This window comes from Shimazuella sp. NTD247, from assembly GCF_059510415.1.
Genome location: NZ_JCAJZU010000003.1, coordinates 185332 through 208208, shown reverse-complemented (window position 1 = coordinate 208208; position 22877 = coordinate 185332). Strand labels below are relative to the sequence as shown.

Annotated in this window: 23 protein-coding genes; 8 read left to right on the top strand and 15 right to left on the bottom strand. The window is 37.2% G+C overall.

All coding sequences use genetic code 11. From position 1 onward, the window contains the following. Position 1: 1 nt before the first annotated feature. The 10 genes from AC5WOC_RS09415 to AC5WOC_RS09370 all read right to left on the bottom strand — a co-directional run bounded on the left by AC5WOC_RS09415 (position 2) and on the right by AC5WOC_RS09370 (position 10908). Positions 2-1069, bottom strand: a complete 1068-nt coding sequence (locus AC5WOC_RS09415) for a carbamoyl phosphate synthase small subunit (protein ID WP_496055157.1) — start codon at positions 1067-1069, stop codon at positions 2-4. 26 nt (positions 1070-1095) lie between these two features. Continuing rightward, on the bottom strand, positions 1096-2376 hold the full coding sequence (pyrC, locus tag AC5WOC_RS09410) for a dihydroorotase (RefSeq protein WP_496055156.1): 1281 nt from the start codon (positions 2374-2376) through the stop codon (positions 1096-1098). Positions 2377-2531: 155 nt separating this feature from the next. Then, entirely contained in the window at positions 2532-3065 is a 534-nt protein-coding gene (gene pyrR / locus AC5WOC_RS09405; protein WP_496055155.1) for a bifunctional pyr operon transcriptional regulator/uracil phosphoribosyltransferase PyrR, read from the bottom strand. A gap of 304 nt (positions 3066-3369) precedes the next feature. Next, positions 3370-3744, bottom strand: coding sequence for an iron chaperone (locus AC5WOC_RS09400; RefSeq protein WP_496055154.1), 375 nt, complete (start codon positions 3742-3744; stop codon positions 3370-3372). A gap of 849 nt (positions 3745-4593) precedes the next feature. Next, positions 4594-6492 (bottom strand): FtsX-like permease family protein, encoded by a 1899-nt coding sequence (locus AC5WOC_RS09395; RefSeq protein WP_496055153.1) that lies wholly within the window; start codon positions 6490-6492, stop codon positions 4594-4596. Beyond that, positions 6467-7240: an ABC transporter ATP-binding protein gene (locus AC5WOC_RS09390; RefSeq protein WP_496055152.1), complete on the bottom strand. Its 774-nt coding sequence runs from the start codon at positions 7238-7240 to the stop codon at positions 6467-6469. The genes AC5WOC_RS09395 and AC5WOC_RS09390 overlap by 26 nt, the downstream gene beginning before the upstream one ends. 81 nt (positions 7241-7321) lie before the next feature. Beyond that, positions 7322-8368 (bottom strand): sensor histidine kinase, encoded by a 1047-nt coding sequence (locus tag AC5WOC_RS09385; RefSeq protein ID WP_496055151.1) that lies wholly within the window; start codon positions 8366-8368, stop codon positions 7322-7324. Further along, entirely contained in the window at positions 8343-9050 is a 708-nt protein-coding gene (locus AC5WOC_RS09380; RefSeq protein WP_496055150.1) for a response regulator transcription factor, read from the bottom strand. The genes AC5WOC_RS09385 and AC5WOC_RS09380 overlap by 26 nt, the downstream gene beginning before the upstream one ends. A gap of 36 nt (positions 9051-9086) precedes the next feature. Beyond that, positions 9087-9617 (bottom strand): DinB family protein, encoded by a 531-nt coding sequence (locus AC5WOC_RS09375; protein WP_496055149.1) that lies wholly within the window; start codon positions 9615-9617, stop codon positions 9087-9089. Between the two features lie 493 nt (positions 9618-10110). Further along, positions 10111-10908: a CPBP family intramembrane glutamic endopeptidase gene (locus AC5WOC_RS09370; RefSeq protein ID WP_496055148.1), complete on the bottom strand. Its 798-nt coding sequence runs from the start codon at positions 10906-10908 to the stop codon at positions 10111-10113. Positions 10909-11189: 281 nt separating this feature from the next. Here AC5WOC_RS09370 and AC5WOC_RS09365 point away from each other — a divergent pair, with 281 nt between their 5' ends. Continuing rightward, positions 11190-11351: a hypothetical protein gene (locus AC5WOC_RS09365; protein ID WP_496055147.1), complete on the top strand. Its 162-nt coding sequence runs from the start codon at positions 11190-11192 to the stop codon at positions 11349-11351. Positions 11352-11423: 72 nt separating this feature from the next. Here AC5WOC_RS09365 and AC5WOC_RS09360 read toward each other — a convergent pair whose 3' ends face one another. Beyond that, entirely contained in the window at positions 11424-12182 is a 759-nt protein-coding gene (locus AC5WOC_RS09360) for a MerR family transcriptional regulator (RefSeq protein ID WP_496055146.1), read from the bottom strand. 108 nt (positions 12183-12290) lie between these two features. Further along, positions 12291-14474, bottom strand: a complete 2184-nt coding sequence (locus tag AC5WOC_RS09355) for a YhgE/Pip family protein (protein ID WP_496055145.1) — start codon at positions 14472-14474, stop codon at positions 12291-12293. Positions 14475-14646: 172 nt separating this feature from the next. Here AC5WOC_RS09355 and AC5WOC_RS09350 point away from each other — a divergent pair, with 172 nt between their 5' ends. The 4 genes from AC5WOC_RS09350 to AC5WOC_RS09335 all read left to right on the top strand — a co-directional run bounded on the left by AC5WOC_RS09350 (position 14647) and on the right by AC5WOC_RS09335 (position 17813). Further along, the gene (locus AC5WOC_RS09350) at positions 14647-15558 is read left to right on the top strand and encodes a LysR family transcriptional regulator (protein ID WP_496055144.1); all 912 of its coding nucleotides are present in this window, start codon (positions 14647-14649) and stop codon (positions 15556-15558) included. 711 nt (positions 15559-16269) lie between these two features. Continuing rightward, positions 16270-17094, top strand: coding sequence for an SDR family oxidoreductase (locus AC5WOC_RS09345; RefSeq protein WP_496055143.1), 825 nt, complete (start codon positions 16270-16272; stop codon positions 17092-17094). Between the two features lie 81 nt (positions 17095-17175). Next, the gene (locus tag AC5WOC_RS09340; RefSeq protein WP_496055142.1) at positions 17176-17550 is read left to right on the top strand and encodes a MerR family transcriptional regulator; all 375 of its coding nucleotides are present in this window, start codon (positions 17176-17178) and stop codon (positions 17548-17550) included. Beyond that, positions 17547-17813 (top strand): hypothetical protein, encoded by a 267-nt coding sequence (locus AC5WOC_RS09335; RefSeq protein ID WP_496055141.1) that lies wholly within the window; start codon positions 17547-17549, stop codon positions 17811-17813. The genes AC5WOC_RS09340 and AC5WOC_RS09335 overlap by 4 nt, the downstream gene beginning before the upstream one ends. A 106-nt stretch (positions 17814-17919) precedes the next feature. Here the strand turns inward: AC5WOC_RS09335 and AC5WOC_RS09330 are convergent, their stop codons facing one another. Then, on the bottom strand, positions 17920-18132 hold the full coding sequence (locus tag AC5WOC_RS09330) for a response regulator (protein ID WP_496055140.1): 213 nt from the start codon (positions 18130-18132) through the stop codon (positions 17920-17922). A 672-nt stretch (positions 18133-18804) separates the two neighbouring features. On the opposite strand from AC5WOC_RS09330, the gene AC5WOC_RS09325 reads away from it, so the two are divergent. From AC5WOC_RS09325 to AC5WOC_RS09315, 3 genes are all read left to right on the top strand, one after another. Beyond that, positions 18805-20124 (top strand): ammonium transporter, encoded by a 1320-nt coding sequence (locus AC5WOC_RS09325; RefSeq protein WP_496055139.1) that lies wholly within the window; start codon positions 18805-18807, stop codon positions 20122-20124. Between the two features lie 138 nt (positions 20125-20262). After that, positions 20263-21054, top strand: coding sequence for a cyclase family protein (locus AC5WOC_RS09320; protein ID WP_496055138.1), 792 nt, complete (start codon positions 20263-20265; stop codon positions 21052-21054). A 34-nt stretch (positions 21055-21088) separates the two neighbouring features. Then, positions 21089-21433 (top strand): EthD domain-containing protein, encoded by a 345-nt coding sequence (locus AC5WOC_RS09315; protein ID WP_496055137.1) that lies wholly within the window; start codon positions 21089-21091, stop codon positions 21431-21433. 4 nt (positions 21434-21437) lie between these two features. Here AC5WOC_RS09315 and AC5WOC_RS09310 read toward each other — a convergent pair whose 3' ends face one another. After that, positions 21438-22364, bottom strand: a complete 927-nt coding sequence (locus AC5WOC_RS09310) for an RluA family pseudouridine synthase (protein WP_496055136.1) — start codon at positions 22362-22364, stop codon at positions 21438-21440. Beyond that, on the bottom strand, positions 22364-22846 hold the full coding sequence (gene lspA, locus AC5WOC_RS09305; RefSeq protein ID WP_496055135.1) for a signal peptidase II: 483 nt from the start codon (positions 22844-22846) through the stop codon (positions 22364-22366). The genes AC5WOC_RS09310 and lspA overlap by 1 nt, the downstream gene beginning before the upstream one ends. Between the last annotated feature and the right edge of the window lie 31 nt (positions 22847-22877).

The window sequence follows — 22877 nt, the reverse complement described above, 5'->3', positions numbered from 1 at the left end:
ATTATTTCCCCTCCATCATTGTCATAAACCGATCGAACAAATAGCCTGAATCAAGTGGTCCGGGTGCTGATTCTGGATGATATTGAACAGAAAAAGCTGGAAACTCTTTGTGCTCCACTCCTTCAATCGTTCCATCATTTAACGCAACATGACTCACAGACAAAGGCGTGTTTTCTAAGGAAGATTCGCGTACGACGTATCCATGATTTTGTGCAGTTAAATAAGATCGTCCAGTAGCTAGTTCTTTTACAGGATGGTTCCCACCTCGATGACCAAACTTCAATTTCTCTGTATCTGCTCCACAAGCGAGTGAAAGAAGCTGGTGGCCGAGACAGATTCCAAAGATCGGTACTTTTCCGAGCAGACCTTGGATGGTTTGGACAGATTCTGGAACATCTTTTGGGTCTCCAGGTCCATTAGACAACATGACACCATCAGGCCGGTAACTTAAAATCTTTTCAGCTGTCGTGTTATAAGGAACAATAATTACTTCACAATTGCGTTCTACTAATTCCCGATGGATATTATGCTTGGCACCATAGTCGATTAACACTACCCGTTTTCCATTGTTAGGAGAAATTTGTACCGACTTTGTACTTACTTGTGAAACTTGATCCGTGCGTAAGGAAGTATCTTCTAAGCGAGACAATAAAACTTCTACTGGTTCATCGCTTGTAGTAATCATGCCTTTCATCGTTCCATGAATGCGAATTATTCTTGTCAACATACGTGTATCAATTCCAGAAATACCGATAATATTGTTTAACGCCAGCCATTCGTCAATGGCGTATTCATTTCTCCAGTTACTAGCGTAAGTTGCATGTTCCCGCACAATTAATCCACGAGCATGAGGAGTCATTGTCTCATTGTCTTCTCGATTTAATCCGTAGTTACCAATCAAAGGATATGTCATGGTAATCAATTCACCACAATAGGATGGATCAGTAAGAATCTCCTGATAGCCAGTCATACTTGTATTAAAAACCACTTCACCGACTGTTTCACCTTTCGCTCCAAAAGAGTCACCTGTAAATACTGTCCCATCGATCAGAAGTAAACGTGCTTTCATTCAAATTCCCCTCCGCTGTTTGTATCTTATTCTGCTTTCCATACTACTTGTCCATCAACGATTGTCAGTGTTGGCCATCCTACTGTGTCCCAGCCTGTAAATGGAGTGTTTTTGCCTTTGGAAAGAAAAGTATCAGGATCTATTGTTTGTTCTTTTTCCAAATCAACCACTGTGATATCAGCCAGTTCACCTTCTGCTAATGTTCCATATGGCAGTCCAAATCGCTCTGCTGGTTTAGTGCTCAACAGCTCTACTAACTGTCGCAAGCTGAGGAAACCGGTTTTTACAAGTTTGGTATATAACAGAGGAAATGCAGTTTCCAAGCCAACAATACCAAATGGGGCAAGTTCAATTCCTGCTGCTTTCTCATCTTCCGCATGCGGGGCATGATCCGTAGCGATAAAATCAATTGTCCCATCTTTCAGCGCGGCCAACAGAGCTTCTTGATCCGCTTTCGCTCGTAGTGGAGGGTTCATTTTCCAGTTTGCATCGGCTCCTGGTATATCATCTTCGCAAAGAAGCAAGTGATGCGGGGTAACTTCTGCTGTTACTTTTTGACCGCGCGATTTTGCTTCTCGAACCAGCCTTACCGATTCTTTTGCACTGATATGGCATACATGATAATGCACACCAGTATCTTCAGCTAGTAGAATATCTCGGCCTATATGAATCGATTCAGAAAGACTAGGCATTCCTTTTAGACCATGTTTTGCAGCAAATTTCCCTTCATGAACCACTCCGCCTTTGACAAGTGTGTCATCTTCACAGTGCGCCACAATTGGCAATCCAAGCTTTTTTGCCTTTTGCATTGCTTCCCGCATCATCTGGCTGCTCTGAACACCAACCCCGTCATCGGAGAGTGCAAATATGCCTGCTTGTTGCAATGCTTCCATATTCGTATGCTCTTTTCCAAGCTGACGTGTAGTAATCGCACCAATTGGCAAAACTCTTGCATAACCCGCTGCTTTGGCTTTGGAGAGTATTTCTTCTACTACTTCTACTGTATCAATAACAGGTCTTGTATTTGGCATACAAGCTATCGTGGTAAAACCACCTTTCACTGCTGCCCTGCTACCTGTTTCAATCGTCTCTTTGTGTGTAAATCCTGGTTCCCGTAGATGAACATGTAAATCCACAAATCCAGGAGCAACAAATTTGCCTGCTAAATCGATGATATCCGCATCACTATCTTCTAGATGTTCCCCAATTTTTTGGATTCGATTACCTTCAATCAGGATATCCCGATATACTAGTTCATCTCCATCAGCATCAAAAATACGTCCATTCTTCAAAAGAATTTTAGCCATTTGCTCTCCTCCGATTGTGCTTCATATTTTATCCTGTGATAATAGGATTTCCCTCTTTAAAAAAAGTCTCTTTCGCCTGCATGGCAAAGAGACTTTTGGAATTGTCAAAAGTTCACCTTTGTCAGCCTCACAGGACTACCTTTAAAAGGTTTTATTCATTTTTGTTTGATGGACACCTCATCCATCTGCTGGTCTGCTTCGAAAAGGGAGACATGAACGATTTCTCGCTTCGAAGTAGGAACATTTTTTCCAACAAAATCAGGACGAATCGGCAGTTCTCTATGTCCCCTATCAACCAATACTGCTAGTTGGATCATCTCTGGTCTTCCTAAATCAATCAATGCATCCATTGCAGCGCGAATCGTGCGGCCAGTGTAGAGAACATCATCAATCAGTATTACTTTCTTCCCTACAATTGGCGGGACATCTGTATCACGCAGTTGAGGTTCTTTGTTTTTCTCAGAAAGATCATCTCGATAAAGCGTGATATCCAGTTCCCCAATCGGAACTTCTTGTCCTTCAATTTGCCAAATACGCTCACGCAATCGTCTTGCTAAAAAAACCCCACGTGTCTTAATCCCAACCAGCACCATATCTTTTACACCTTTGTTACGTTCAATAATCTCATGTGCAATTCGAGTAAGTGCTCGACGGATCGCTGCTTCATCCAAAATTAATTTTGTGGACAATGGAACACTCTGCTCCTTTTTAGATAATAAAAAAACTTCTTGTCCACACTGAACAAGAAGTACGTAATGGTACTATCTCCGCACCCTTGCCAGCCTCACGGGACTGTATTAAAGGTTCATTTCAAACTAGATGTATTATCGCTTATTTATAGTACCTTTGTCAAATATAAATATTGCTAAGTATCAACAACTGCTCTTAAAACCATTGTTGTTCAAAGGAAGTTCGTTACTTTTTGTTTTGCCTTCTAAGAACGGAACTTTTTCTATTTTAATTCGTTCCTAGCGGGATGGAAATTGCAATGTTTTATTTCTTTCGCCAAAAACTCGTATATGACTCCTTATCTTGAATATTAAATTTAATCATTTCCTCAAGCAATTTATAATTCACTGGTTCATTCCATTGAATTCGAAATAAACCTTTTGTTGCACTATAACCAGCTTGAGCGATGTCACCGGCGAAGTGCACAATACCCTTTTCTTCAGGTGAAACACTGAAATGATGCTTCGCGATAGAAAAACCAATTATAAATGTTCCATGATTCGAAAACATTGGCGTATTCCATTTGATCTGCGGTTTCAAATTTGGAAATGTATTCATAACCCACGCCAATATTTCCTGCATGCGCTCCCGGTGGGTAAGATTATCAATACCTGCTAAATACTTTGCAAAAACCTCCATTTTTTTCACCCTTCCATATGAATGAATGCCGCCAAAAGTCGAAAAATCTGTTGCAAATAACCATATTCAAACGTGTTATATTGAATGTTTTCTATTATTCCCTTGTGATTTGGTTTCATCAAAGTAGATTACCTTTCGATAAGAGAAAAAAATTAGTCCCACTATCATCATCATTTGAAAGGTGATAGCGGGATGTTTATCTCTTCTAAGAGTTTTATGTCTTACAGAACAGTCTATTGGCAGAGGTATTCAGTGCTTCCATGAGTGATACCAACTCATCAACGATCACTGTTAGTTCTTTTTGATCAGACTCGAACTAGGTGACTCGTGTCGTACTTATGCGACTACCATTGTTTCGAACCTGCTCTGCCAGTTGGTCTTGAGTCCAACTGTATTTCTTTCGAAAATGGCGTATTTCCGAGCCAAGGTAAGTGTGAAAATCTTTTGGTTTAGAGAGTTTTGCAACAGCTACTTTGGAACGCTTTGCTAGAGCAGCAGAATGTTCTTATGTTCAGTAAGAAATCACTCAGGATCTACTTTAAATATGTGTGAACATCCCAAAAACAGACCAACACTTACACTGATATGAGAAACCTCATTGCCTTTCGTTGGAATAGACTCTCCCTTTTCCAGTTAGAAAAGAATGGTATGACTTGTTGTTAGCCCCATTTCCCTCAAGGACTTTTCCAGCTGTACGAAGGCCATTTTCCCCCTTCGTGCGGAGAGGTTCTTGCCAAAAACACGAGTAACCTTTGTATCAGTTCTGTGCGGCGGACTCTGGGCGCTTTATCTCCTAAAAGGGACAAGCGATATTTTCTAGAGCAATTATATGAAAGCAAAGATACATGATCAATTGTTCTCAATCGCTTGCAGTATGACTCGTTTTGTCCAAAAATAATAAAGTGTACCTAACAAAAAATAAACAAGCCATATCCATAAAAAACTGATATATACGGGACGTTCAAATAAAAAACTAAATAAAACCAATCCGAACAATGCATGAATGCTTCCAACTAGAAAAGGAACCGTAAAAAACAGTTTCATTTGCTTGATTACTATTTTTTGTGCTTCTTTTTTGCGCAGGCCCAATTTCTGCAATATATCCAGCTGTTTCTTATCAAGCGGTAAATCGATATACAAGCGAAAGTACAAAATACTGCCTGCCGCCAAGAAAAACAATATCCCTATAAAAATACTTACAAATAAAATAGGTGAAAAAATGGATTGAAAAAATGCTTGAACTGCCATTGTGCCTGTGCAATTTTTCACATCCAAATGAAGTTTTTGAAAGGTATCTCTCATATCTGTAATCAATGATTTGCTTTTCGCTGGATTAAAAAATTGGTATCCTTCAGCTGTGATAAGCTTACCCGCATTACGGGCTAATTCCTGAAATACACGATCTGAAACTACCCACATTACACGAGTTTGGTCATGTTCATTGAAAAGCACCTCGTTTACTGTCTGATCCCACTTCCAATGATATGTTTTATGATTACTGATGACAGAAAAAGTTTGTTTTCTCTGTTCATTCGCATACAATATGTTTGAATTGTTAAGTTGAACGATTTCATCTTGCGTTAAAATTATCGACTTTTGCCCTTTTTGGTTTCGCAGATGATTAAATGCGCTACTGGAGAGGACAAATACATTGGGATTGTTTTTATTTTTTTGGCTTTCTTTTGTTTCTAACTGCACCAGAGAAAATCGAACATTTCTTTTTAATCGGAGAGATTGATCACTTATTTTTTTGTTCATCTGATCTTGTGTAAATGGATTATTGATGATACTTAAATGATAAGGTGTGTGTTCATTTGCTAGGGTATCTGCTTGCGCATAATAAGTCGCACTTACACCAACAGCAGTCAACACCAACGCTGTAAAAATAGTAACCAAAAACAAAATGCGAGCATTATCTTTTAATCGATAACGAAGTTGAGAAAATAAAAAGAGGTTAGTGTTTCGATAAAACCATTTTGGAACCTTTTCTATCCATGTTACTATTGCGACACTCGTCTGTGTAAATAGCAAATATGTCCCTATCAAAATCGCTAACAAGATGACAGGCATATACTTGATAATAGAAAAAAATGAAGCTGATAGGGATAAAGTATATGCTAGGCTGATAAATATCACAGATATTAGGACAAGCCATTTTGAAAATACTGGTTTCTGCTTTTCTTTTACCGAAGCTCGTAACGTTTCGCTTATTGAATACTTGTTGATGGATGCTCGTTGAAAGGATGATAAAATAAAAAACAACAACAGGAAGAACACTATTGTACCAATGATAGATGAAAACGAGATAGACGCAGGAATGTCGCTAGGCAAACGCAGTAGATAGGAGACAGCTAAAAAAAAGAATTTACTGCCTACTATTCCAGCTGTTATTCCAACAACTAATGCAAGTATGCCTACCATGAAATTTTCCCAAAAAATCAGCGATGCGACTTGCTTGCTTCGCATTCCCAGCAACTGAAATATCCCAATATCTTTTCTTCGGCTTCGTAAAAATGCAGATTGCGAATATCCAATAAACAAAAATGCAAACAAAGCTACGATAATTTCCACTAAATATAGTAAAAAGATAAATTGTTCTGGCAGACTATTCTTTTTCAAGATTGGGTGAAATAATAAAGTTAAATATAAGAAAAATATCCCAACAGAAAAAACACAACTGAAGAAATAAGCAATATAACTTCTGCGATGATGCAGCAAATTTTTAAACATGAGGGATGTTCGTGTCATACAGCTCTCCCCCTAAGCTTGCTTGCACAAGTAGGATTTGCTCATAAAAATCAGAACGTTTCTCTCCTTTATATATTTCCTGTAGGTACTTTCCATCTTTAATAAAAATAATTCGATCACAATAACTCGCTGTTACCGCATCATGTGTCACCATTAAAATAGTAGAACTTTGTTGTGTATGGAGCTTGACAAGTAATTCCATCAATGCTTTTGCTGATTTGGAGTCCAAATTGCCAGTTGGTTCATCTGCTAATATCAATGATGGATCATGAATGAGTGCCCTTGCAGCAGCCACCCTTTGTTTTTGTCCGCCAGATACTTCATATGGCCGTTTGTGTAAAATCGATTCAATCCCTAAAAAAACGGCTATTTGATCCAAGTTTTTATTTGCTACATCAAGTGGTTTTTTATTTAAAACAACAGGAACGAAAATATTTTCTTTCATCGACAGAGAATCGAGCAATTGAAAGTCCTGAAATATAAATCCTAATTTCTTACGTCTAAAATCGGCTAATTGATCTGAAGTCATCTCCGTCACTTTAGCACCATCAATGCGTAATTCACCAGATGACGGCCGTTCAATAGTTCCTAACATTTGTAATAATGTAGATTTTCCGCTTCCTGATGGGCCCATAATTCCAACGAACTCATTTTTCTTTATCTCTAGATTAAATTGATCTACGGCTTGGAAAGTATTATTTTGATAGGATCCATATTGTTTACTAAGTTTCTTTGCTTCTAAAATCATTTTTTTGCCTCCTCCTTTCTTAGTTTACTGACATACCTTCTCTTCCAACATCGATTATGCTTTCAATTGCTGTGTTTATCCTTACATTTTTGTCATCTTTTGAAATAACAGATGAAAGGTTGTACCCAAATCTACAACAGACTCAACTTCATATCCATGATGCAGCTGCTCCAGTATTGTTTTCACAAAAAAAAGGCCCATTCCCGTTGCTTCTGCAAATTGGCGACCGTTCTCACCAGTAAAGAAAGGATCGAAAATGCGGCTTAAATCCTGCCTTGGGATTCCAGGACCTTCATCTATAATAGAAAGTCGAATTTGTGTATTTTCTTCTTTGATCTGAAAGTGGAGATAAGAACTGTCCTTAATTTGAGCTGAATATTTACATGCATTCTGAATCAATTGCTCCAATACAAAACGCATCCACTTTGGATCCGTTAATATTTTTATCTCTTCGTTTACTGTCTCTATTTTTGGAAAAATACGTAGTCGAATAAAAAGATTGCGTTTTTCATTGATTACTTGACGAAGCAATTGCGATAAACATACTACTTTTATTTGGTAATCTTGGGAAAAATCGTCCAAACGCGCCATAGTTAATGCTAATTCTAAACCATCCGTTAATTTTTCTACTTCTTCCATCATTGGTTTCTTATCACTTTCTGATTGCTGTGCCAACAAGGAAAGTGTTGCTGCAGTCGTTTTCATCTGATGGATCCAAATATGTATAAATTGAAGATGTTGTTTGTGGACACGCTCCAACTCCACCTGTTCCTTTTTTAAATGATCAAACATATTTTGGTATGCTTCCCAAAATAGTTGGAACTCCAATGATCGATTCGTTAAAGGTTCGATTCTTATTTCTTCCTTTTTCGCTAATTGATGAAAGAGTGTGTAAGTCGAAGATCGCTGTAATCCCTGCCAAATAACAAAACATGCTACAATAAAAGTTACTATAATCAGACTATAACCGAAAAGCTGCCAGTCGAATGAATAATGAAACCCTGAATAATAAAATCCTAATGCAAAAAGGAAATACATCATCATCCATGTAAAATACACAAGGATAATCCATGCAGTATGTGCCCGAATATAAAACAGTATACTATTGCCCCATGTCTTCCAGTTCATTTAGTAAATAACCTACTCCCCTCTTGGTTTGAATCATATCCTCTAATTCCCAAAGCTGTAATTTTTTCCGTAATCTCGTTACATTCACCGTCAATGTATTGTCATCTACAAACGTTTGATCATCCCAAAGTGCCTCTAAACAACTGTCTCTAGAAACTACTCTGCTTTTATTTTCCATAAAGAGACAAAGCAATTTCCATTCATTTTTTGTCAGTGACTGCGTTTCTCCTCGATATCTCATTTCCATCTGGGGAATCGATAATTTTAATTCTCCTACTTGCAGCGTTTCAGGTAATACTAACTCAGATAAACGACCATAAGAACGCCGCAAGAGAGCTTTGATTTTTGCATGCAGTACATCCAAATGAAATGGCTTAATCATATAATCGTCTGCTCCATTTTCCATTCCCATGATCTGTTCCATTTCACCAGAACGTGCAGACAATATAAGTATTGGAACAGCTGATTTCTCTCTCATTTTCTGACATAGATAAAACCCATTTTGGTAAGGTAAATTGATATCTAGAACAACTAATTGAGGATCGAAAAAAGTAAACTGCTCCATAACATTTTGAAAATCATCAACAAGTTGTACTTCGTAACCATAGGGCTCTAAAAATGTTTTCATCCCGTTTGCGATTTTCTTTTCATCTTCGACCACAAATAATCGATAACCTGTCATTTCTTCTCCTCCATACTACCAATGAAATAGAATATATTATTTGGACTGATAAATTCCTAAATATTCCTTCCATGGACCCACTTCGGCTTCATAATATTTTGCCATCACACGGACAATTTGACGGATGTGATTCAAATCATGAATAGCCCATGTAGAAAGTAACTCTTGCAGCGTGACGACGCCAAACTCTGGATGAATGCCTTTACGTTGGAGATCCTCTTCTGATTTGATAATTGTCCTAATCTCTTTTATATTTTCTTGTCTGATAGAAGTGAATTCATTTAATAGATCTTCCAATGTTTTAGATTTTCCTGCTCGTAAAAAAGCGTCCCGTTCAAACGGAGGAAACACACTCTCTTCTTCTTGTTTCATAATCACTTTAGCCCTCACCACCCAATTTGTCTTCTCTCCATGTATCAGATGTCCCACAACCTCATAAGCAGACCAGGTTTTCTCTCCTTCGCGTTGATCAATCCAGCCTTCTGCTAAACCTCCCAACAAATTTTTTAATACAATTGGCGTTCTTGATAATATATCTAGTACTTCACTCAAATGAAATTTGGACATTTTTGAACATCTCCGTTTTTCCTCTTTTTTATGTCAAAAAAAGATGCTTTTATATAAATATACAAATTTTTTTGTTGCCAATTTTTTTATCCTATTATTATATCTTCTATATTCACAATATGGAACAAAAAGGAATCCATTCGTTTTTGTCGTATTATTTTGATATATCCATTTGTAAAAAACAAACATAACTGGATATTCAGTAGAAAAAAATGATTAAAAACCACCCACATAAACTTTCATCGATATTGTAACTAAGGAAATAAAATATTGTGCCATACATAAGAAAAATGCCTAAAAATATAACAGTAATTTTCATATTTGCTCTAAAAAAGTGGTGAGAAGAAAGGAAGAATATGATTTTAGCATGTATTTAATGTCTATCATGTTATTAAGTCTAGTTTCGGTATCTGTTATTTGTTTATTAGCGATGTTTATCATTACCATGTTTATTGATCGACTAAAAGACCTCGAGTAAAGAGGTCTTCTTGTTTTATGTTCGTATTTGTTGTTTTCTGTAGAGTATCACCGCTAGAATACTCCATAAAATAATAGTGATGATTCCGTTCTCACCTGTGATATAAGTCCAATAGGGCCCTTTAATATAAAATAATGTTGTAAAAAAACTACGAACAATATTGATAAGTGCATGACACAAAATTACTGGCCACAAACTTCCGCTGCTCATTCGAATCCAACTGAACAAAAAGGACAGTGAGAAAATCATGATAGTAAAAAGAATTACGTTGACCCATATATTCCCTTCATCCGTATAATTTCCTAGAAAGAAAAATGGATAATGGAAAACTGCCCAAACGCAAGCCGTGATCCAAATCGCCTTCTGTACACCAGCTTCTTTCATCAAGCGAGACTGCAAATATCCTCTCCAACCAATCTCTTCCCCCATCGCAAAAAGAATTGGTCCTAGTAAATAGGCAGGATTCAAAAATATTTTTATCATAAACCATAAACGGCCCCATTGTGTCATATCTATCTTTTCTATTACTGGTAAATGTATTACACCTAATACCCAAGCAGAAAAGAAACTTATTATCACCATTACTACTGTAATCAATACCCAAAGATACCCTTTACACGTACCCAGTTTCGCAAGTCCAAATTCTTTCCATTTTCCATCTCTTTTTATAAAAAGCACTATTATAATAGCAACTAACATTGGCACTGCTTGACTGATCGCTTGTAGCAATTTATTAGAAGACAACAAAAAAGCAGTGGTTAATCCTAATGTAACAATTACAAAAATCCAAATTTCCATCGATCGTTTTCTCATCTATCTCGCCTCCTGTAATGTATTTTCATTGTATGAGTTGAGATGTGATCCAACCATCGATCTATCTTTCATTCTTATCTGTTTCCTTTCAAATTTGAAAGATTAAATGATTCGTCTATTTTTCTAAATATTACGAACATTATCACAGTGTGCTATAATCAGGAAAATCCTGCTCATTCCTCATTCAACAAGGAGTCTCATGAAACACTACTCTGGGGATCTTAGCTTTGTGAATGACAAAGAACAAGAGGTAACCTATTCTATTGAAGAAGCTCTGATTGTTGAGTGACCCTACCAATTACCTCACTCGTACAAAAGGAAAGACCACACCAGAACGTCCTACTTTCACACTCGTTGTTATCAAAGGAAATTTTAATGATAAGTCCATTGACAATACCATCCTGAAAGTGGTTTCAGGAGATTTTTATGTAAACCCAATTTAAGGCTTAATCATTAGGATTTCCCCCCTCTAACAATGGAAAAATTGTTAGAGGGGATACATTATATTTTAAAAATCATCCCTGTAGGTTTTTTACATATGCCTTTGCCGCAACATATAAAAAGTACGCTAGTCCTGTCTGTTGATCCTCCAACATCGTGCGATGGAAATCATCTTCTAAAAAGAACTCAGTCTGTTTTACAAAATCAGCATCATTAGATAATAAATTTTGTGCTTTCAAATAAGCAACATGTTCTCCTATCGTCTGGAGCAATTGCTCATCATTAAACTTCATTCCTGATTGTAATGCTTTTATCATTTTATTGGTAAAACGAACTGCTTCTTCTGCTCTCTGATTGAGATCATCCACATTTATTTTCGCTTGTTTTTCTAACACAGAGTACCCATAATTTTCTTGCAAATACTCATCCTGCTCCGCTAAAGCTTCTCTCCACTCTTGTTCACTTGCAAATCCTTTAAATAAATCTTTTTTCTCCATGTTTTCCCCTCTTTTCTCAAATGCTATGGATCTACTAATGGTATCCAATAATTGATCTAGTCTATTTTTTCGAGTGACTAACAATTGTTTTTGCTCTTCTAACACTTTTTGTCGATTGCATTCCTGATGAAGTAATAGTTTTATTTGTTCCAATGAAAAATCCAACTCACGATAAAACAATATTTGTTGCAAACGTCCCAGATCCGACTCATTATATAAACGATATCCTGCATCCGTTACTTTCGACGGAATCAATAATGCGATTTTATGATAATAGTGCAGTGTCTTTACTGTTACATGAGCTAAATTTGCTACTTCTTTCACCGTCAAGTACATCTTAATCCTCCTTTCTTTCTTGAGCATAAAGGCTGCCCTTAGAGGAGAGTCAATATTATTTTCTCAAAAAAAATAAAAACCAACTCCCCATGAGTTGGTTTAAAACAATTACGCTTGAACTACAGTAGACAGCGGTTTTCTTCTACTCGGTCTTTTGAAATAAAAATATCCTGCTGTCAATATAAAGAATACGATTAAAAATAAAATCAAATGAATCACTTGACCATATAGATCTCCATAATTTCCACTTGAAACAATATCACGAAATCCTCGAATACTATATGTCATAGGTAACCAGGGATTTAACGCTTTTGCCCAGCTTGGTAACAGTTCAAATGGAAACGTTCCTGCACTTGAAGCTAACTGGAAAATCATCACCAATAAGATGATAAAACGTCCCGCTTGATCAAATAACGTGACCATTGCCTGACAGAAAAACATAAAGGTAAATCCAACAAGGGCTGTAAAACTGTAGAATAACAAAATATCTCGAACGGACAAATCTAGCAAGTATACCAAAATAGTACAGGCAATAGTCGATTGTGCTAGACTCATCAAAGCAAACGTCAGTGTTTTGCTCATAAACAACTTCCATCCAGAAGCTGTTGTATCTGCTGTTGATGTCCGTGCAGAAAAAACAGTTGTAAACACAAGTGAACCTGCAAACAAAGCTAACGAGATAAAATATGGTGCTATTCCATAGCCATAGAGACTTATATGTCGATTATCATCTGTTTGAATGGTTACAGGGGTAGAAAACAACCGAAAGGTTTGATCATCTGCTTTCAAATCAGCAGTTTGATCTGCTGCATCGTTCAACTTTGTTGCTAATTTCTGTGATCCACTGCTCAAATTATTGGCTCCAGTTTTAAGTTTTTCAGTTCCTGCAGCCAGTTGTTTAGTTCCTGATACCATTTGCACACTGCCTGTAGATAATTGACCCAGCCCATTTTGCAGCGAAACTGCACCAGTATTTAATTGACTTGCACCAGTGGCTAGTTTTTTACTTCCTGAGACAGCACCGGCAAATTTTATATTGTACTGATCTAATCCATTAGCAAGTTTGCTGTTCCCGTCTGCCAACTGTTTTGCTCCTTGCAATAATTGACTATTTCCTTGACTCAACTTTTGACTTCCTGTTAATAATTTTTGTTGAGCCGTTGTCAATTCCTTGCTGCCTGCTAACAATTGGGACTGCCCTTCACTGAGCTGCTTCGATCCACTAGCAACCGATTGACTTGCCAAAAGCAGTTTTTGATAATTGGGATCTAATGCTAGTTCAGGGTGAAGCATTTTCATCTTCTGAAGTCCATCAGCTACTTGTTCTGCTCCATCCGCTAATGATTTACTTGATTGACTTGCTGTTGTTAAACTAGATTCTAGTTGTTTGCTGCCTGTGAGAGTAGAAGTTAAACCGCTAGACAACTGATCTGCCCCTTGTTTCGATGCTTGAATACCAGTTACAAGCGCATTCGCTCCTGTTTTTGCGCTTTTGGCCCCATTTTCTAACTGTTTGCTAGCATCTGCTAATTGCTGCGAACCCTTGGAAAACTGTGTTGCACCTATGTTTAAGTCACTCGCCCCTTTTGCTAATTTCCCAGAGCCTTGATACAAAAGCTTTGTGCTTTCTTGAAATTTGATGGCACCATCAGATAATTTGCCCAAACTGGAAGCTACGAGAGAGAGACCACTTTGCAACTGAACAACACCTTCATGTAATGTATCCGCTCCTTTTCCTGCTGACTGCAAACCAGTGGCCAGCTTGGTGAATTGACGAAAGACACTTTTGGTATATGCCTCTGTCAAATTCGCAGAAAGTTTGGTACGCAATTCTTTCATCGCATTTTCACTAATTTGACCACCGATAAAATTGTAGTAACTATTGGATTCATATTGAAGTTTCGCTTGGTGTGGATGTTCACTATTTAAAGAAGCAGCGTCTTCGGAAAAGTTTTTGGGAATAACAATTTTTGCATAATATTGGTTATTTTCAATACCTATTTGCGCTTCGGATTCATCAACAAATTTCCATGCAAATTTTGGATTCTTCTTCAACTCTTGTACAAATTCATTCCCAACATTCATCGTTTCTCCTTGATATTTCGCGCCTTTGTCCATATTAACAACCGCAACTGGTAAGTTTTCTAATTTCCCATACGGATCCCAAGTTCCCTTAATTAAAAAGCCGCTGTATAATATCGGTACACATGCAACCGCAAAAAAGGTAATCATACTCATTGGGTGCTTTAAAAACTTTTTAAAATCTTGGATAAATACTTGAAATAATTTCATTATTTTGCACTCCCAAACTCGATTCCAAATCATAAACACCTTTAGATGAAGACTGGTATATTTTTGCAAATACAACAGAAGCACTTGCAACTATTTTAACGATATTGTACATTTAGGTAAATTTAATTATGGTGATGTTACGTTAACTAAAAATAAAGAATGGAAGATACCTATGCATCTAGAACAATTGGAATGTATGATCGAAGTAGCAAAAACAGGGTCGCTTACCAATGCAGCACGAAATTTACACATTACCCTATCTGCTGTAAGTCAATCTATCTCCAATCTAGAAGCAGAATTAGGTGTAACTTTATTCCATCGATCTCGTCAAGGAACTGTTCCAACTGCTGAAGGAGAAGCTATTATAAAAAAAGCATTTGAAATCATCAGCTTGGTACAAGAATTAAAAGATGAAGCAAATGACTTTTCTAACACGCAAAGCGGCGAACTGCGTCTAGCAACCATACCTGGACCACTTTCGCTTTATTTGGATATCCTCATCCAATTTAAACGGGCTTATCCACAAATTGATATGGAAATAAGCGAAAAAGGTACACAAGAAATTATTGATGATATATTGCATAATAAAGTTGATCTTGGACTCATTATTTTGTTTGATCATCTTGTTCAAAAAAATACACGTTTAACATTTGGAAGACTGCTGAAAGGGAAAATGGTAGCTTGTGTAAGCCGTACTTCCCCACTAGCCTTACAGCGAACCATCTGCCCTTCAGAGCTGCTGAAACAATCATTTGTGTTTTTTAACGATGATTATATGAAATGGTACTTGGATCAATTCCAACAAGTATATGGAAAAGCAAATGTTTTATTTACTACCAATAATCAAGACGCTATCTTTCAAGCACTACACGAAGAAAACATCGTCACGATTGGATTGGACTTTTCTCTTTCGAAACTACCCCAAGTCGCAAATGGGGATTTTGTAATGATAGAGCTTGATCTGCCAAAACCAGAATCCGTTTATCTTGGTTGGGTTCGGGCAGAAGAAAAACGATTTTCCAAAGCAGAAACGATTTTTATTCAAAAATTAAGTTATGAATTGCAAAAAAATAATCAAAAATAACGAGAGACCCTTCCTAAAAGAAAGGGTCTCTCGTTATTCGAATTATACTTGCTCCATGTTTCGATCTGTTCCTTTTGGATATGGGCAGACTCTAACTTGAACTTATAGGACTTTATCATGGACTTTCACCCTTTCTTTTTCTGATTTCCGATATATTTTCGGATTGTTTCTTCCGAGATCGAGCGGATTGTCTCTATATAGAAACTACTATTCCAAAGGAGGACAATTCCCATTCGCAACACTTGAAATAGTGTTGAAACTGTATTTTTTAAAATTTCAATTATTCATTTCCCAGCAAACGGAACAATGATAAAATAAAAGTGTCCTGCAACAACGAGGAAAGGAACAACTTTGCCTCCAGGCAACACATTAATTTGCAGAGAGTGTGGGAATATTCCCCTTCGCACCATTTTCTGCGAAAAATGTCGGTTATGCATCAACTGTTGCAAAGGGCATGCACCAAAGAAGAAAAAGTGAACCTTTTGGGATTCCGAACGGTTCAATCTGGACGATTTGCAAAGTAGCGGTTAACCCTGCTTAGCAAGTGGAGCTCTAACGAACGCTGACACTTGTTAGTGTTCTTATATCTCCAGTCCAGCTGCGCCCCATTCGATTGAGTGGGGCGCAGGCTAATTTATTGGGATATTTTCTGTGATCTAGCATTAAATACATATTTAATCCATTACTAACATATTTCAAAGGAGAAATATCATGAATCAACCTGTTGCATTTGTTACAGGAGCTTCAAGCGGATTTGGATATCTCAGCAGCATAACATTAGCAAAAAAAGGATATTATGTTATTGCAACCATGCGAAACAAAGAAAAACGATCGCTGTTTGAGTCCTATGAGAACATCGAATCCAATATCCTCGATGTTACGAAAGAAGCAGAAATAAATAAAGTTGTTCAAAATATAATCAAACGTATCGGAAAAATAGATGTATTGGTAAACAATGCAGGTTATGCGGAAGCGGGTTTTGCAGAAGAAGTTTCGATAGCAGCTTATCGGCAGCAGTTTGAAACCAATTTTTTCGGCTTAATTGGAGTAACCAAAGCAATCCTTCCTTATATGCGAGAACAAAAGCAAGGCAAAATAATCAATATCAGCAGTATTAGCGGCAAGATAGGTTTTCCAGCACTAAGTCCGTATGTTGCCTCCAAGCACGCCGTGGAAGGATTTTCGGAATCACTGCGATTGGAAATGCTTCCTTTTGGTATATATGTATCACTGATTGAACCAGGCTCATATCAAACAGATATCTGGTCTAAAGGTTTGTCTGTTTATTCTCATAATGACAAATCACCATATCAATCCTTTTTAGACGGTATCCTACAAGAACTAAATCAAACTGTTAGAAATGCAGGTAATCCGCAAGAAGTAGCAGATTTAGTAGCTAGAGTGGCCTCAAGCAAACATCCAAAACTCCGTTACCCCATCGGTAAAAACGTAAAAATAACACTACTACTCAAGTTACTATCACCTTGGGAATCATTGGAAAAACGAATTATCAAATTTTATAAAAAACCGAAATAAACTTACTACTCTACTTCCCTTGACCCTCACATGGTGTGAGGGTTTATATTTATTTCAAATAAAAGAATCCAGAGGAGAATCATGATGCATATTAGTGAACTCGCGAAGAAAACAGGAGCCAGCCTTCGATCATTACGTTATTACGAAGAAAAACAACTCCTTAAACCAACTCGCACTAAAAATGGATACCGTCAATATAGCGAAATCGATATCGAGCAGATTCGCATGATTCAATTATATTTGGGAATGGGATTAAAGACAAACGAGATTGCTGATTTGTTTCACTGTTCTTGGGACAGCAACAAATTAGCCTGTATTCAAAATGGAATAAAAAAAGGAGAAGAAAAACTAGCTGAAATCCAAGAACAGATTCAGATTTTGCGCAAAGCCGAGTCTCAACTGATGGAAGTACTAGCTGATCTGAAAAATAATCATGAAAAAGAGCAACTGACATGAAAAAAATCATCTATATTTATGATGCATACAGTCCATGGTGCTATGCTTTCACCCCAGTCATACAGCACATTTATAACACCTACTATAATCAATTTGACTTTGAAGTAATCAGTGGCGGCATGATTGTTGATGAGCAAATAAAAACAATTGGTGGTGCAGAAAAAAGTGATAATTTGAGAAAGAGTCATCAAAAAATATCAGAACGAACTGGTACTTCATTTGGAGAGTCTTTCTTTAAACGGATTAAGAAGAGAAAAGACTGATGAACTCAGAAATACCTGATCAATCTCATTTCCTTCCATCCGAATAACAGCGCGCTTTAAATCAATAATCGCACCATTCCATTCCATTCGATCAGTGACTTGTTCTTTATAATTGTACTTCGACGGAGTATCGCCTGAATTTTAGCCATACATACATATTGAAAGGTTTTTGAATGTAATCATCCGCACCCATGTTCATTGCCATGACCATATCCATCGGATGGTCTCTAGAAGAAAGAAAAAGTATCGGAACCTTAGATACTGCACGAATTTCTCGACACCAATGAAAGCCATCGTACGCAGGAAGTTGAATATCCATAATGACAAGATGAGGCTGTTTTTTTCAAAAAAGAAGCTAATACATCATGAAAATCCCCCGGTTTGGAGACATCAAAAGACCATTGTGTTAGTTTTTCCTTCAGTCGATAAAAATATTCATATTCATTCCCTTGAAATCCCTCTCTTATTGTAATAAATAACCCTTTTGTTCTCCAAAGATAAAACAATCGAACCATGTGTTAAACAATTGATATCACTTAATTCTATTTTCATATAATTTATTTCAGTTGTAGCTTAGAGATTAAAAAAAGAAATAGAAGAAATATTTTCTAAATCACCCATATTTTATACCACCTAACGAATTGATTTGTTCAAAAACGCTGAGTGTATTGCAACTGTAAAAATCAATTTTCGAAAAAACTTACATTATCTCTAATGAAATAAAAATATTACACAACATGTTTAAAAAATATATACTCCTCTACTACTTTTTTTATCATTCAGCCAAAAGGCGATCCAAAAAAACACGAACAAATTCAGGGGATTTATTAGATCTATTTCCTATTTCTATGAAAAAAAAGTCTAAATGTCAGCTTTCTTGACAAAAAATTGCCACATTCCCTCATCCATGCTATGATCAATCCAACATTTTTTTAAATTACGATAATATGTTAGCTTTACTAACATAGATAAAATTCTAGGGGTGTTGAACTTGAAGGTAGCAGATCTATCTTTATTAGCTGACTCTTTTTGGGTATTTTTCAGTGCTGTATTGGTCATCTTTATGCAAGCAGGATTTGCTCTGTTAGAAGCAGGTTCTACACGCATGAAGAATGCAGGACATATTGCCGCAAAGCAGCTGCTCAGCTTCTCCATTGCAGCCATTGCTTTTTGGGCAGTTGGTTATGGTTTTATTTTTGGCGATGGTAAATGGATCGGGACAAATAACTTTTTCTTATCCAATTCCACCTCAGCTGGTGCGATGCCAGTTGAAATCTCCTACTTATTCCAGTTTTCATTTGCTGCTGTATCATTGGCAATTGCTTGGGGCGGGTTTGCAGAACGAGCAAAATTAGGAGTGTATATTTTGTTCGGGGCACTCTTTACCATTTTTATCTATCCCGTAGTGGGGCATTGGGTTTGGGGATCGGAAGGCTGGCTGCATGAACTGGGCAAACAAGATTTTGCTGGTTCTACCGTTGTCCATTTACAAGGTGGCGTTGCTGCTTTAATTGCTACGATCATGTTAAAGCCACGGAAAGGGAAATATAACAAAGACGGGACCGTCAATGTAATTCCAGGACATAACCAAGTTTACTCCGTATTAGGCGCAATTATTATTTGGGTAGGTTGGTTTGGTTTTAACCCAGGAAGTACATTAACGCTTAAAGATGGATTTTTTGGATATGTAGCATTAACGACAAACTTAGGTGCAGCAGCAAGTGTTTTAGGTTCCATGGCTATGGCATATATCAGAAAGCAAAAACTTGAAGTTTCCGTTATGGTCAATGGCCTGTTAGCTGGTTTAGTAGCTATTACCGCTTCGTGCGCATTTGTTGCACCATGGGCCGCAATTATTATCGGATTTATCGCTGGTTCTATCACGGTGATATCTGCAAGTTTTCTAGAAAAACGAGGAGTCGATGATCCTATCTATGCTTTTTCTGTACATGGTGTTGCTGGAATATGGGGAACCATTTCGACCGGATTTTTTGCCAAACCAGAGCTAGTAAAAACAGTTGGTATCGGCTCACCTGGTTTGTTTTATGGAGGAGGCTTTCATCAATTAGGAGTTCAAGTTCTCGGTGTTGCTGTAACAATTGTCTATGTCTCTATCGCCTCCTTCATCCTGCTGTCCATTATAAAAGCAGTTGTAGGATTTCGTGTTTCAGAAGAGCATGAACATATTGGGCTTGATCTATCAGAGCATGGTAGTTATGCTTACCCAGAACACCATAACCATTTGAAAGAAAAAGAATCAGAAGCAGCTGTTTCTTCAGAAGAAAACGATTTGGTATATGCAAAAATTTAATCCGATATAGCAAAAAGGGTATCTCACTAGATACCCTTTTCTTTTATTTTTATTTAACCGAATATTATATAAATGGCAAATTGTTTATGTGTATAATAGAAGAAATAACCAATTATTTCCCTTGGGAGGAATGAAACCTTGATCGAGCGTTTTTTACATAATCAAAAGAACACAGTGATAATTGATTTGAGCACTACTCTCTCCAATGAGACAAGCCCGTTTGAGTTAAACCAACATTATATTACCTATTCACCCCATAAAAATGCAACCAATTTATCTAAAAAATTGTTTGACCTAGATGAATCGTATTGGCCAAATGGTGAAGGATGGGCAACAGAAGAAGTAACATTATCAACGCATTCTGGCACACATATCGATGCTCCTTATCACTACGGACCAACATCTAAGGGAAAATCGGCAAGAACCATCGATCAAGTACCTTTGCGCTGGTGTTTTGGAAATGGCGTTTTATTGGATATGACACATAAATCTGCAGGGGAAGGAATTGCTGAGACTGATGTCACAGAAGAATTGAAGAGAATTGATTATGAACTTGAACCGTACGACATTGTTCTTATTTATACAGGAGCATCAAAACATTTCAATTCTCCAAATTACGATTTAAAACATGCAGGATTAGAAAGGTCTGCTACAGAATATCTTGTAGATAAAGGCATTCGGCTTATTGGCATCGATGCATGGGGACTAGACAGACCATTCGATGTCATGGCCCAAGACGCCAAGCAAGGCAAAACACAATTTTGGGAATCCCATCTCCTTGGCAGGGAGAAGGAATATCTTCAAATTGAAAAGTTGTGCAATCTAGACCAACTACCAAAACCATATGGTTTTACCATTTGTGCATTTCCCATCAGCATTGCTAATGCAAGCGCGGGTTGGAGTCGTGTTGTAGCAATCATGACAGAGTAGGAATTGCTCCTATGCAGCAGAGGAGAGAAACAGGATGTACAAAACAGTAGGCATTTATAAAAATATTTCAGATTCGAAGAAATTTGAGAAATACTATATGGAAAATATATTCCCAAAGATGATCACTTTTCCAGGTGTAGTAAAAATGAAAATTACCAATCTGATTGACAGTACAAGAAAAAATCCGCCAGGTATGGAGGATATTCAATTTATCATTGAAACGCACTATGAAACAATTGAAGATCTTAGAAAAATCGTTGAGACAGATGAGGGAAAACTTATCGTCAAAAGTATTTTAGGCAACCAATTTGCAGAATGCGGCAGATATATAGGAGAAAATAGAACATATTTAGCGAAAGAAAATATAAAAAATCCCTAGGTAACTAGGGATTTTTTTCCCGCAATTTCTTCACTAAATTCAAAAAAGAAATCGGCGGGTCAGCTTTTAATTCTATACGTTTTTTTGTTCGCGGATGTGTAAAACCTAAAAGTGCTGCATGAAGAGCCTGCCCTTCAAATCCATAATTATTCTTTGTCAGTCCATAAAGCGGATCTCCAATAAGCGGATGTCCGATAGACTTCATATGAACACGAATTTGATGTGTTCGCCCCGTTTCCAATACGCATTTTACCAATGTAGCATTATTCTTCAATCGTTCCAAAACGGTAAAATGAGTTACTGCCTGTTTCCCATGTTTGTGTTCTACAGCCATCTTCTTTCGATCTTTTGGATCCCGACCAATAGGTGCATCAATCATACCGCGATCATGGGGAATATTACCGTGAACAACAGCTAAGTATTCCCTAGAAATACTATGTTCTTTCAACTGTTCTACTAAAGAATGATGAGATAAATCATTTTTCGCAATCATTAACAAACCAGATGTATCCTTATCAATACGATGAACGATCCCAGGGCGGGCTACTCCGCCAATACCAGATAAATCATCTTTGCAGTGAAACAGCAATGCATTTACTAAGGTACCAGTGGAATGTCCCGGAGCTGGATGGACTACCATCCCGCGAGGTTTGTTTAAAACGAGTACATCACTGTCCTCATAACAGATATCCAAAGATATATCTTCAGGTAAAATATCGAGCTCTTCTATTTCGGGAATATCAATTTCAATCTTTTCCCCTAATTTCAATCGATAACTCTCTTTTTTCATTTTTCCATTGACTACTACGCGATCGGCAGCAATCCATTCCTGAACTCTAACTCTCGACCATTCGGAATTAAGGCTTGCAACTGCTTTATCCAATCGCTCTCCTGCTAGATCTTCATCAACCGTAATACAATGTAATTGCATTATGCATCTCCTACTGATGTATCGTACTGTTCTTTTTTGGAATCCATAATAGTGGCAACAAGAAATAAAACTACGCCTACACAAATCGCTGAATCGGCAACATTAAAAATAGGAAACTGATAACTTCCGAATTGAAAATGAAAAAAATCTACGACTTCTCCACTGCGAATACGATCGATAAAATTACCAACTGCTCCGCCTAACACCAAAGACAGCCCTAATTTTGTTAAGAAATTCTCCTTCTTCATTTTCAATAGGAAGACAATAATCGCAACCACCACACAGCTTGTAACTAAAATAAACAACCATTGCTGGTTTTGAAGAATTCCAAATGCGGCTCCACGGTTTCGATGTGAAGTAATCCAAAAAAAATCATTAATTACTGCAATGGATTGATACAACTCCATATTATGTACAATCAACCATTTACTCCATTGATCTAATGCTATGACGAAAATGGAGATCAGAAAAAAAAGATACACAAAATTCCCCCGTTCCTGTTCTTCTTTTCCG